General features: G+C 30.7%; 13 protein-coding genes and 2 pseudogenes. All 15 read right to left on the reverse strand.

Annotated features, from left to right (window positions below; genetic code table 11):
• Window position 1: 1 nt before the first annotated feature.
• Window positions 2-1,054: an acyltransferase family protein gene (locus tag RYL77_RS03900; protein ID WP_315010005.1), complete on the reverse strand. Its 1,053-nt coding sequence runs from the start codon at window positions 1,052-1,054 to the stop codon at window positions 2-4.
• The gene (locus tag RYL77_RS03905) at window positions 1,051-2,247 is read right to left on the reverse strand and encodes an O-antigen ligase family protein (RefSeq protein ID WP_315010007.1); all 1,197 of its coding nucleotides are present in this window, start codon (window positions 2,245-2,247) and stop codon (window positions 1,051-1,053) included. Before RYL77_RS03905 ends, RYL77_RS03900 begins: the two co-directional genes overlap by 4 nt.
• A gap of 2 nt (window positions 2,248-2,249) precedes the next feature.
• A complete protein-coding gene (locus RYL77_RS03910; protein ID WP_315010009.1) occupies window positions 2,250-3,221 on the reverse strand; it encodes a glycosyltransferase family 2 protein in 972 nt (323 codons plus the stop codon).
• Between the two features lie 12 nt (window positions 3,222-3,233).
• Window positions 3,234-4,202 carry a capsular polysaccharide synthesis protein gene (locus RYL77_RS03915; RefSeq protein ID WP_315010010.1) on the reverse strand — a complete coding sequence of 323 codons (969 nt, stop codon included), beginning with the start codon at window positions 4,200-4,202 and terminating at the stop codon, window positions 3,234-3,236.
• Window positions 4,181-5,206, reverse strand: a complete 1,026-nt coding sequence (locus RYL77_RS03920; RefSeq protein WP_315010012.1) for a glycosyltransferase family 2 protein — start codon at window positions 5,204-5,206, stop codon at window positions 4,181-4,183. The genes RYL77_RS03915 and RYL77_RS03920 overlap by 22 nt, the downstream gene beginning before the upstream one ends.
• Before the next feature lies 1 nt (window position 5,207).
• Window positions 5,208-6,302: a glycosyltransferase family 4 protein gene (locus RYL77_RS03925; protein WP_315010014.1), complete on the reverse strand. Its 1,095-nt coding sequence runs from the start codon at window positions 6,300-6,302 to the stop codon at window positions 5,208-5,210.
• Between the two features lie 14 nt (window positions 6,303-6,316).
• Window positions 6,317-7,027, reverse strand: a complete 711-nt coding sequence (locus tag RYL77_RS03930) for a CDP-alcohol phosphatidyltransferase family protein (protein ID WP_315010016.1) — start codon at window positions 7,025-7,027, stop codon at window positions 6,317-6,319.
• A 9-nt stretch (window positions 7,028-7,036) separates the two neighbouring features.
• Window positions 7,037-7,981: a glycosyltransferase family 8 protein gene (locus RYL77_RS03935; protein ID WP_315010018.1), complete on the reverse strand. Its 945-nt coding sequence runs from the start codon at window positions 7,979-7,981 to the stop codon at window positions 7,037-7,039.
• A 111-nt stretch (window positions 7,982-8,092) separates the two neighbouring features.
• Window positions 8,093-8,314: pseudogene (locus RYL77_RS03940) on the reverse strand (sugar transferase); the annotation flags it as partial.
• Window positions 8,306-8,708: pseudogene (locus RYL77_RS03945) on the reverse strand (DUF4422 domain-containing protein); the annotation flags it as partial. The pseudogenes RYL77_RS03945 and RYL77_RS03940, both read right to left, overlap by 9 nt.
• Before the next feature lies 1 nt (window position 8,709).
• Window positions 8,710-9,342, reverse strand: a complete 633-nt coding sequence (locus RYL77_RS03950; RefSeq protein WP_315010020.1) for a sugar transferase — start codon at window positions 9,340-9,342, stop codon at window positions 8,710-8,712.
• 10 nt (window positions 9,343-9,352) lie between these two features.
• Complete coding sequence (locus RYL77_RS03955) at window positions 9,353-10,063, reverse strand: tyrosine-protein kinase (protein WP_042901535.1); 711 nt, start codon at window positions 10,061-10,063, stop codon at window positions 9,353-9,355.
• Window positions 10,064-10,073: 10 nt separating this feature from the next.
• Window positions 10,074-10,766: a CspC family polysaccharide chain length determinant protein gene (locus RYL77_RS03960; protein ID WP_315010022.1), complete on the reverse strand. Its 693-nt coding sequence runs from the start codon at window positions 10,764-10,766 to the stop codon at window positions 10,074-10,076.
• Window positions 10,767-10,774: 8 nt separating this feature from the next.
• On the reverse strand, window positions 10,775-11,506 hold the full coding sequence (gene cps4B, locus RYL77_RS03965) for a capsular polysaccharide biosynthesis protein Cps4B (protein WP_315010024.1): 732 nt from the start codon (window positions 11,504-11,506) through the stop codon (window positions 10,775-10,777).
• 6 nt (window positions 11,507-11,512) lie between these two features.
• Window positions 11,513-12,958, reverse strand: coding sequence for an LCP family protein (locus RYL77_RS03970; RefSeq protein ID WP_315010026.1), 1,446 nt, complete (start codon window positions 12,956-12,958; stop codon window positions 11,513-11,515).
• Window positions 12,959-13,217 lie beyond the last annotated feature (259 nt).

Below are 13,217 nucleotides of genomic sequence, written 5' to 3' on the forward strand. Positions count from 1 at the left end.
GCTAATTAACTAGCCAAGTATATTTCTTAAAACATTTTTTAAATATTACTGTTACTATTAAAGATACAAATAACGTAATGAAGAATCGTAGTACAACCATAAAAATTATTCCAAAAGGTGAAAACATAAATTGAGAATTCAATGAATAACTTATATATAATATTAAATAATTTAATGGATCCGAAAAAATATATATACCTAATCCATTCATTAAAATCAGCTTAAAAAAGTAACTACTACCACTGCGCTCTTTCCGAGAAATCAGGTAGGAAATACTATATGTTAATAAAGAACCTAAAATAGCTAATAACTCAACTAATATTTTACTAACTAGAGTGTAAGTATATTTAAGATTAAAATTCAACAAAGTAATCAAAACAAATACCATAGACAATATCAAAACATAATTTCTTTTTTTACTTATAAATTGATTGTATTTTTCTCTCTTTGATTCAAATGCAAATCCCATACTAAAATAAAATAGAAATTGTAACGGGGCTTTAAATAAAAGTGGATCAACTTTATAACTTAAAATATGTAATACATAAAAAATAATAATTGTGGCAAATTTTATTTCTCTTTTTAAGGTAAAAAATGAAATAATAAAAATAATAAATAAAGTAAATAAATACCATAAATGATTATTCCCAATTAAAAACAATTGTCCCAATACTGCTCTAGAAAAAGTTGTATACTCAAAATAATTAGAGAAATATTTTATTGGAAAAACATATAATAAAGTAAAAATAACAAATGGAATAACCAATCGCTTAATCTTCTGTTTTAGAATTAACATAAAATTAATCCATTTATCTCGTTTAACCTGCAGGTAATAGAAAGCTCCAGATAAAGCCATAAACATTGGCATATGAAAATAATATAGAATTTCTCTCACTTTATCAAAAATTTTATACAAAACTAATGACATATTTTGTTCTAGATATTGTTGATAATCAATCCCTCCATATTTAGTTGAAATTATATAATATGTACTATGGCTTACAAGTACCATTAAGATTGCTACTACTTTTAAAATATCATATTCCTTTTTCATGTACTCTCTCTATTCAAAATTAAAGCGTAAAATATTCCTATAAAAAGAATAAATAATGGTGTATCTATAAAAATTGCAGTAAATAATAAAATTATAAATAAGAGAGCAAACATTTTGGTATCTATAGAAACACCCTTCTTAATTAGTACACTAATTACCGGATATAAATAGAATATCCCTAGGATCACCCCACCCTGAGCTAAAATAACAAATAGACTATTGCTATATCCTAAGTTCGTACGAATAAGAGTATTCATATTTGATTCAATTGCTTTCAACCCTAACGTCAATCCTGAACCAAAAAAGAAATTAGCTCTCCAGGCTAAAAATCCAGCTATATAATCATCAAACCTAATACTAGCTGAAATTGAGTCAGATTTTTCTTCCCAAACCTGTAACAAAGCATAGATAACTATTGGAATTGTAATCAAACTTACATATTTAAATAAAGATTTCTTCAGCATTAAAACTCTATAAATTAATAGTATTCCTATTACAAATATACCTGTTGTAGAAACTGTTGTCAAAATAGTCAGAGTTAATAAAGATAATCGTTTAATACTATTTTCTAAAAATAATTCCTGAATTATAAATGCTGAACTTAACATTAAACTCCACATTGGAGCCTCCGCAAATATGCCACTATTTCTAGTAATAGTAGTTCCAAAAAAATGAATCCCTTGAGTTTCAAAATATAAATTGAAATAACTTGGGGTTGGACGTCCACCGTTCCAATTATTTATGACGACATTTGTTGGATGAACAACCTTTAAAATACTTCCAAAAGTCCAAAATATTAAAGAAACTATTGCAAAAATTAAAATAATTTTCACAAAGGTATTTAAAAAATCAAATAATCGGTCATTAAAATTCTTAAACATTAATAAGATAAGCATAAGAGGTGCTATCACAAAATAAAATAATATTTCATTTATTGATAAAGAATTAAATGATATGAAAATGTTAGTAATACATACAACTAAATAAATTAGTACTGTCGTTAAGATTATTTTAAAGTAATTATAATTTATTTTGCTTGATATTAGTTCTAAAACTGTTGCTATTATAACTACTAATGCTAATATTGGAATTAACTTATTTGAATCACCTGTGTTTACATATATAGAATTTGTCGTTATAACAATTAATAACGACATTAATACATCTTGGATACTTTTCAGATTAATTTTCAATTTTATATCCCCTTATTTCGAACGATATTTTTAAATTTAAAATAAAATTCTGGAAACAATAAGAATAAGCTATATTTAAATTTAAATTTTACAGATGATTTTGAATCAAAAATTATACTCCAGTAAAATGATCGTACTTTTTTAACAATATTTCTTAAAGCTTTTGTGTCCGTAGAAGCTGCTGCTTCAGATATAGGAAAAGAACCTCTAACAATTTTTAAATTTAACGCCTTTTCTACACTATTACCATCATAAAATTGTTTTATTTGAATTCTATTATTCTCACCTGCATCAAAAAAATCAAATCGCTTATCTGTAAACTGAGATTGAACGATACTACCAGGACGACGATAATAATGATAAGTAACAACAGGTGAAATAACTATCCTTTTAGCTAATCTTAAATGTTTAGCTACAACGAAAAAATCTTCGTAAATTTTTCCAGTAGGAAAAGGAGCTTTTTCTAAAATACTCTTGCGGTACAGTTTCGCACAGGCTGACACTGTTGCAATTTTATCCTGAAACATCAGTTCAAGTGATTCCTCTTTAGAAAACACTCTAAGATTACTATAATCAGATTCTTTTATGTGATTAGAATTATAGTCTCCATATGTAGAAGTAGATTTTACCTTAGTTGATATCAAATCTGCATTATATCTTTCCTGAATTTTAACTAATAGTTCTAAAGCATCTGCTTCGAAATAATCATCTGGGTCCAAAAAAACTATCCAATCCGAGGATGCCTTCTCAACACCAAAATTTCTAGCATCCGAAAGTCCACCGTTTTTTTTATGAAATACATAAACATTCTCATGATTTTCAGCGTACCAATTACATAATTCTCCAGAATTATCTGTCGAACCGTCATTAACTAAAATAACTTCAAAGTTCTTATATGTTTGTCTAATTAAACTTTCCATTGCATAGTGCAAATAGTCTTGCACATTATATACTGGAACAATAATCGAAATCATTATATTTCCTTACTACAGAGTTTGATTTTTCAATTTATAAAAGTATGTATCCGATTTATCGCATACATCTATTTTATAACTACACTTAAAAATATTTGTTGTTTCTAATACTTTTTTCCAATCTTCATCTATATACAGATTAGAGAAATGATTTGCTAAAAAATAAAGATCTTGGTTGTTAGTGATTACCTTATCAATCTGTTTACGAATCATTGGATTATATTCATATCCCAAATGCATTAAATAGTCTATCAAAAAGTAATCTATTGGTAAGTCATACTTAGAGAAATACTCAACTTGAAATCTTCTTAAAAAATCGAATATAATTCCATTACGATATCCAGCTATACAAAACAAGGCCCAACGTCCATCAGAAACATACTTAGGATAAGTTTCATCTCCCCTTGCACGAATAGTATAAAACTCATTATCTAAATAATTTAGTTTTGAATCTGTTTTTATATAAATAGTTGCATCAAACCAGATTCCACCATATTTAAATAGCAAGAACGTTCTAATAATATCCGAATATTTTATCGCATCTATTTTTCCTTCTTCAAATTTTCTTGCAATATTTTCAGGAATTTCAACAAATGTCTCTAAATTGGACTCATCTAACAGAATGTATTCATAGCCAAATCTTTCGGCATATTCTTTTTGGGTTTGTATTGCTTTTTGAACAATTTCTGGAGCATTTTCACATCCTTGGAGCCATAATGAAAAAATCTTTTTTCCATTTTGCTCATTAGATTTTTCGAAATCATAAGAATAGGTAGATAAAAATGTATTAAAATCTTTTTTAAGAAAATCTAAAATATCCTTATGCTTTTTAGAATAAATAAATACTACAATATTATGAAAAAAATTATATCTTGACAGTCGTGCAGCTATTTTTTCCAAGAGAATATTATTTGCAATTTGGGACGAAAAATTTTTTCTTAATTCCCTGTATTCTCTTATTATTTTTTTGATCTTATGCAAAATTTAACTCTCCAATTACTATAATATTTGGCAATATTAAATAAGTGATAACGGCTTTTTCTGACAATATTCATCTTTAAGTCAGTAGACTTTTTCAAGAAACTTTTATTTTTAATAGCTATCGATTTTTCAAATTCTATTAGTTCTTTTTTTGCTTCACTTGCACGATTTAAATTGAAATAGATACTCCACTGCTTATTTATTAGATTTAATATTAGATTATTTACTGCTTCTGAACGCCCAAATTCAAGTTTCGTTTTACTGTAAAAATCAATTAGATTAAAAATTACTTGTTTATGCATTGATCTATTTTTTATATAGCTTTCTATACTAACACTTTGCGTAGATGTTCCTAAACGATATTTGTAAATAGGTTTATCAAAAATAGAAACCGTTTCTATATATGGTAGAACATAGGTGATATATTCCATATCTACATAGTACATATTTTCAGATAATTCTACTTGATTTTTTTTTAATAGACTGGTTTTTAACGTCATAGTGTGCATTCCTACTGTTCTCCCCATTTTTTCATAGAAAGTATCGACTTGGTACACTTTATCTGTTTGAATCATCGAAAATTCATTATAATTCTCAACAGAAACTACATCTCCAGTTTGATTAACATAAACTCGATAATACGGTGAAAGAATTTCATCTACATCTGTTTCTTTTAAATATTCTATCAAATCATCTAAATTATCTGTATCAACCCAATCATCTGCATCAACAACCTTAAAATACGTTCCATAAGCATTTTTTATACCTGCATTTACTGCTGAGCCATGCCCACCATTTGGTTTATTTAAGACACGAACAATATCAGGGTAATTTCGCTCAAATTTTTTAGCAATTTCCTCTGTATTATCACTAGAACCGTCATTTACTATTAACAAATCAATTAAATGTGCATTTTTTGCAGATAATATTGTTGGTATAGTATCTGGCAAATACTGTTCCGCATTATACGATGGCATTGCTATGGTTAATAATTTATTTTCCATTCTATTTTCCTGTCATTTCCTCAATTAAATCTTCCCACTGCTTTATAATTTTTTTCTTGCTGAATTTTTCGGTGTCCTTCATTGATTTATCAGCAAATTGTTCTCTCAAATTTTCATTCTCAATCAAAATACAAATTTTTTCACTCATAGAATCAATGTCATAACCATCAACTAAATAACCGTTTTCTTTATCTAAAACAATTTCTGATGGACCAGTAGGACATTTAAAACTCACAATGGGGAGTCCATATTGTTTAGCTTCTAAAAGAACTAAGGGAAGGCCTTCATAACGAGAAGTCATTACATAAATAGCATGACCAGGGTAAATATTATCTGTACCTTTTACATTACCTTTAAAATGAACTCGTGACAAAACGCCACCTTTATCCAATTCAGTTATCAAATCTTGTTTTATTTGCTCATTTCCCGAACCATATATGTCCCATTCCCAATCTGTAAATTTTGACAAAACTTTAACAGCAATTTGAGCTAAATAGTCATAGCCTTTTTGATATTCCATTCTCCCAACTGTTATAATGCTCTTGCTTTTTTTAGAGTAGGTAAAAATATTATCAGTATCTTCAATCCAATTATAAATAGAAGTAACTTTTTCATTTCTTAATGAAAAGTCTCTTCGGTATCTATTTTTATCTTCCTCAGTCAAAGTTACAATTTTGTCAAAAAACTTTGCTCCAATATATCTTTGTATCTTGCGACTGAACGTGTCTTGAAACTCTAAACTATGATGATCACAAAAGACTGTTTTTATATTTAATCCTAGTGTTGCTAAAAAGATTATAATATTCGTAGATGGAGCAATAGAAAACACTATATCAATTTCATTATTTATCAAGTATTTTCTCAACTTTATCATAGCAGGAATTATAACACGGCGAACTCTTAAATCACCATAAAAAAACGACTTAACTTCAACATCAAATGATATATCATAATTTATGCTTTTGTCTTCATCTAGTAAAATAGAAATTAAGTATGTTTTATAATTTTGAGATAATTCATTAGCCATATTTATAGCAACTTTTTCGGCTCCACCAATTTTACTTAAATTATACCTTACTATTGCGATTTTTTTCATAACACACCTTGCTCTTACTTTATTATCTTTTTAATAGAGATCACCATAACTAATAAATTAATAAGGAAATAAACTAGTGTAAATAAATCACTTAATTTCAACAATATTGCAAAAAGCATAAAAATTTGTGCAAATCCTGTTATAGAGGTTATATTAAGTGCAATCATTTCTATAATTCCAAGATTCTTTCTACCTTTGTAATGTTCACTATTTTTGTTTCCTACAGTATTTATCGCCTTGTGCATAATCAATCTAGGGAACAAAACAAAAACACCAGATAGTGATCCTAAAATTAAATATGTTTTTTGTGTAAAGAACAATGTTTGACTATAATCACTTGCAATAATTCCCATAGTGAGGAATGATAAATACATTGCAGCATAACCTGCCATGGCATCTATAACACTTCCCATAGGAGAAGTAATTCCCTTGAAACGAGCAACATTTCCATCAACACCGTCAAGTAAATTCCATAAGAAAAAACAAAGCCAACTTATCAATAGTACAAACTGATTAGAGCTTATTGTTACCAAAACTGTTCCAATAATTAAAGGTACAATAGACAATATAGAAATCTGATTAGGCGTCATTTTTGTTTTAAGAAAAGGAATTGTCAGTATGTATGATAGAGGTCTACCCACATAGAAAGCAACAATGTCTTTTTTTGCTTCTCTTTTCTTTTCTTCTGTCATCGTTTTTTGTTCTATACTTTTAACACTTATCATTTTACACCTCTATTTTATAATTCTATACAGTTTTGGACGCACTTTTGATTGAATAAAACCTAGTAGATGGAGCGACATTTTTTTCGGTAGAATTTTATAAATACTTAATAACTTAGATGGAGATACTTCTTTGTATTCTCCTCTATAGTATTTTTTAAATATTTCCACATGCGCTACCTCACTACTTTCTTGCCAAGGTCTTAGTGATAGAAAACACGTTGTGAAATGGCGGATTGTTATATTCTTTCTTGCTTCTTCTAAATCTTCCTTGCTATAATAATTTACAGGTTGCTTAAAAGTAATCATATCCTCATAAGACATATCTTCAAATATGGTCATAAAATTATATTTCGGAGATAGTGGTTTAAATGAATTGAATAAAACTGCATTCAGAACTCCCTGATCTCCTTGAATTATTTTTCCATTAAAGTCCTTGATAACCTTAAATAATTGAGTTTCAACTTGTTCCTTACGCCATCTTTCTAAATCTATAAACATTACCCCGGAATTAAATATAGGTTTATCTTTTGGAATCTTCAAAACCTTCTTATATTCTTTATTAAATACATCTGCAACACCTAAAACAATATTCCCTTTAAAATCAACATCAAACAATTCTTTTAAAGAATTCATTACAATAGTGTCACTATCTAAATATAAAACTTTAGAAATATTTTTCGGAAGAATACTCCCTAACAATAATCTACTAAATGCACTCGCTGAACCTCTGTCTAATTGTAACTTATATGGTATTTCAACATTATCAACCCAACAAATTTTTCTTTGTCCATATTCTTGTGATAAATCATTAATTTTATTTTTATTTTCATCAGAGACATTATCTGCAATAATCCAAAGATTTATTTTAAAATCATGATTAGCATTATAAAGTGACTTAATAGAAGCGTATAATACATCTACAAAGTTATTATCTGCTGCATAAACAATATTCATTACTTTTATCCTTTTCTATACATAAAAGAGAGTTTAAGTTCTCTACATACGTAACCTAACTCTCATATCATTTTATTTGAACACCAAAAATAATAATTAGGCTAAATACTTTTACTTCGCTCCATCTTTCATTACTACAACTTTTATTGTCTTCAATAAAATCTCAATATCTTTCCAAATTGTCCAGACATCTAAATAAGTAACGTCTAATTTTACTATATCATCGAAGTTTATAATATTACTTCTACCACTAATCTGCCAAAGGCCTGTGATTCCAGGTTTAAAGTTTAGACAACATTTTTATTCAGGTGCATACTTCACATACTCATCCAAGTGGATACCATCGAAAGTATAATCGTAATGAGAATAGAGAGTTTCAATATAATACTTTCTTCTTTTGGGAACGATGAGTTCTCTAATAGTTCTTCAATTTCATATCTATTTAAGATTACATCATCAATATTTATTGATTCATTATATTTTTTCGTCATTTTAGTAAAATATCGACGATAATGTACTAAACCCAGATATTCACAATCTAAGTTTTTCCAAGCCCAATAGAGACCTATAAGTTCACAATAGTAAGGGGGTAAGTTAGAAATATTTTCTCTTGAAATCCTAAATTTTTCTTTCCTCCACATCCTACATGAATTGGTAAATACATACTTGTATCACTGGGCATTTTATATTTTTTATGTGTTGCTACTAATATTTTTATATTCTGCATGTTAATTATTATTACCCATTAAAACTGTTAAAAATCCCTTCAAAATAAGCAAGAAATCAGTCTTGAAAGATACATTATCAATATATAATAAATCCAAATCCATTCTGTCTCCAAATGGCATGTCATTCTTATTTGGCGTAACTTGCCAATAACAAAGCAAACCAGGTTTCACAGACAATCTTTTAGACATTTTTAAAGTACTATCCATTTCTTTATTAGTAAGAATATGATGCGTAATCTCAAATTGTTGTAGTGGACGAGGTCCCACTATAGCCATGTCGCCTTTTATAATATTCAACAATTGAGGCAGTTCATCAATTGAAAGTTTACGTATCACTTTACCGACTTTTGTAGTCATACTTTGAGAATGTTCTTTAAAATTTAGATGATCCGTTTTACCACTATTAATACTTTCCTTTATTCTCTGATCGGCATCCCTATACATACTCCGAAACTTTATTACTTTAAATTTCTTGCCATTTAAACCAACCCTATCTTGTAAATAGAAAACACCTCCTGGATCTTCTATCCAAATAGCCAAAATTGTTATAGGAATAATCGGTATGATTATCAAGGTAATAAATAGGAAAAACGCCAAAAATCTATCTAAAGTATTTTTTAAAATCAAATACATTTTTAATTAATTATTTCTTCCCATAATTTCCGTAATTGCCATAGGAACCATAGGCTCCGTAACCACCATAAACTCCATATTTTTCAACTTCAGTGTTAAATTTATTTAGAACTACACCTAAAAATGGAGTTCCTGTTTGTTCTAACTGTTCTTTGGCCTTTAAAACATCACGACGTTTTGTTTCTCCAGCTGCCGTTACCAAGATAGAAGCATCACATTTCTGTGTAATGATAGCAGCATCAATGACTACTCCAATTGGTGGCGTATCCACAATGACATAGTCAAAATACTTGCGCAGGGTATCAATCATGGTATGGAAATTTTCACTCTGCAGGAGGGCCGTTGGATTAGGTGATATCGGTCCTGACTGAATAACAAATAGGTTTTCAATATTGGTATCGCAGAGACCATTTGAAAGATCAGTAGTTCCTGCTAAGAAGTCAGTCAACCCAGTAATTTTTTCCCTTGACTTGAAAACACCAGACATAACTGAATTACGAATATCTGCATCCACCAATAAAGTTTTATAACCTGCACGCGCAAAGGTCCAAGCAATATTTATTGATGTTGTCGATTTCCCCTCACCAGGTTTAACAGATGAGATGGAAAGAACTTTCAGATTATCACCACTCAATTGAATATTGGTTCGCAAAGCATTGTAATGCTCTTCTGCTTTTTTCGCAAAATCTAAACGTTTTTGTGCTATTGCTAATGTTGGCATATTTTCTCCCTTATTTTAACTTATTCAAATCTGGAACAATCCCTAGAAGTGCAATCTGCATTACTTCTTCCACATCTTCTGGTCGTTTAACACGATCATCCAACAACTCAAGTAACAAGACTGAAACTACCATCACTGCTCCTCCCGCTAGAAAAGCTAGCAGGGTATTACGACGAATATTAGGTGATGAAGGACTTAGGGCTGGCCTTGCCTCCTCCAATGTTGTCACATCAGACACACGAGTTACAGAAATGATTTTTTCAGCAGCCACTTCACGAAGAGCATTTGCGATACGACTGGCTTCTTCTGGTCGTTCATCCTTTACAACAATCGATACGATACGAGTATCAACAGGTACTGTTACCTGAATCTTCTTGCTTAATTCCCTAACTGTTTTCTCTAGTTTAAGATTTGAAATGACTTTCTCAAGTACATCTTGAGAGAGGATGATTTCCTTATAGTCTTTTACCAGATAGGTTCCAGCCTGCAAATCCTGGTTGGTCAACCCTACTTTTTCCGATTGATTTCGATTGACCACATAAATACGTGTCGCACTAGAATACTCCGGTTTCAATACAAAACTACTTACACCAAAAGCTAGGACAGCTGCTACAATCGCAGTTAGGATAATAGCGATTTTCTTCTTCCAAAGGACTTTAAACAATTGAAAAACATCAATCGTAATTTCTTTATTTTCTTTCATGTCAACTCCTAAATAATTTGATCAGATACAATTAAACGAGGATTTTCAATAAATAATTCTCTCGCTCTTCTTTCACCATATTGTTTTGAGATAAGTTCATAGGCTTCTTTCATATAAGGGGGACGTTGGTCCAAATTGTGCATATCACTCGCCACAAAATGAACCAAGTCACGCTCTAGAAAATAGCGAGCTCGTTTCTTCATAAATTTGTATTTATCCCCAAACAACTTTGGTTTCAAAATACTAGAACTATTGATTTGTGTATAACAGCCCATATCAATCAATTCTTTCACACGCTTTTCATTATTCTCTAATTCATGGTAGCGTTCAATATGAGCAATAACAGGCGTTATACCCAGCATGAGAACATTGCTCAAAGCAGTATGAATTTCTCTGTAAGGGGTAGCCATACTAAACTCAATAAGAGCATAGCGTGTCCCATTGAGACTTGGAATCACTTGCTTCTCTAACTTTTCAAGCACATCATGGGTATAATAAATTTCTGCTCCATAGAGAATAGTCAAGTCTGAAGCTACTTCCTTGGCTAACTCCTTAACCTCTTGAAAGTTTGCCTCTATTTTCTCCTCAGGAGTTTCAAACATCCCTTTTCGTCTATGCGATGTCGATACAATAGTCCTTACCCCTTGCCTATAGGCTTCTGTCAAAAGCGCCTTGCTTTCTTGCTTAGATTTTGGACCATCATCCACACCAAATACAATATGCGAATGAATATCAATCATTTTGCTTTATTTTCCTTCTATCACATCATTGATTGCAGCCTTAACTGACTCTAAACTGCTGTCACTTATTTCCATCATGTAGAGGTTGCTCTCAGGCATAGCATAGGATGGTAAATCCATACGCCCTGTTCCTTTAAGATCTTGCGAATTGATCTTATACGTTCCACCACTCTCAAGTTGGGCATTGACCAGTTTCATCATGGTTTCAAGTGGCATATTGGTTTGAATCGAATCTTGCAACCCTTTTATAATACTGTCATAATTTTTCAAAGCTTCTGTTGAGGTTAACTTTTGCAAAATAGCAACAATTACCTTTTGTTGGTTGCGACCACGATCCCGGTCTCCATCTGCCAAGGAATAACGCTCACGCACAAATCCCAAAGCTTGCTCCGAATCAAGATGAACATTCCCTACGGAATAGAACTTCCCATTTGTATGAGCAGTAAACTCTTGATCATTATAAACATCAACTCCACCAAGGAGATCAATCAATTTCAAGAAAGAGGTGAAATTCAAACGAGCATAATAGTTCAAGTCAATACCGTAAAGATTTTCCAATGTATGAATTGAAGCGTCTACCCCATAAATCCCCGCATGGGTCAACTTATCTTTTTGGTTGTTGCCACCATCTGCAATTGGAACATAAGAATCACGAGGTGTTGTTGTCAAGAGAATCTTTTTCGTTTCGCGATTCACTGTCATAATGATATTGACATCCGAACGAGAAACTGAACTAATTGGACCGTAGGTGTCAATTCCACTAATATAAACGTTGAAACTGTCACCTTTGACATCTTTTGGAGTTTCAACCGTCTTGGTTAATTCTTTGGTATAGATTTTCTTAATTTTTGAAGCATAGTCAGGATATTCCGATTCGATAATGTTTTCAAAAACACTGTTTAGAAGAATCGCTTTCGTATCTCCAGCCAATAAACTCTTATAGGCTGCAAGATAGGAACGACTTTCTTCGACTGTTAATTCCTTATTTTGAGTCGCTTTCAGATCATTCATCAATTGTTGGATATTATCCTTATCCGTCCCAGTAGGCCCCATTACACTGGTTACCTGACTGATATTATCAATTGGACTATCTGCTAACACCGCAATACTCATCGAATAATTTGAGTAATTTGATGTTGCATTCAAACGACTGGTAAAGCCAATGAACTGCCCTACAGCAAAGAGAGAAGTTCCACTGATTAAAATACCAAGCAGTAATAAAATCAGCGTTAGATTCTTAGCTTTCTTGGACCAAATCAAAAAAAAGCACAAAATAGCTAAGACCACAATTAAGACGGCAACTACTATATTCAGATATCGGAAGTCTAGCATATTGTATTTGAAAATCAAAAACAATAAAAAGACTGCTAGTACGGCATAGATAGCTAGCAAACCCCAACTAATCAACATCTTTGTTTTACCCTGACGAGCCCGCTTCGAAAACCTACTCACGATATACCTCTATTATCAATTTTTATTTCATTTTATTATATCATAAAAAATACACTTGTGGGCTAAATCCACTTAGGTGAGGCGTTTTCATCTTATTTCCGAAACATTCCGAAACATTCTTTTGGATTTACAAACAATTACATCAATAAATTTATACTCAATGAAAATCAAAGAGCAAACGAGCCTCAGGTTGCTCAAAACACTGTTTTGAGGTTGTAGATAAGACTGACGAAGTCAGTCACATATATACGGCAAGGCG

The sequence above is a fragment of the uncultured Streptococcus sp. genome, assembly GCF_963516515.1.
Taxonomy (GTDB): domain Bacteria; phylum Bacillota; class Bacilli; order Lactobacillales; family Streptococcaceae; genus Streptococcus.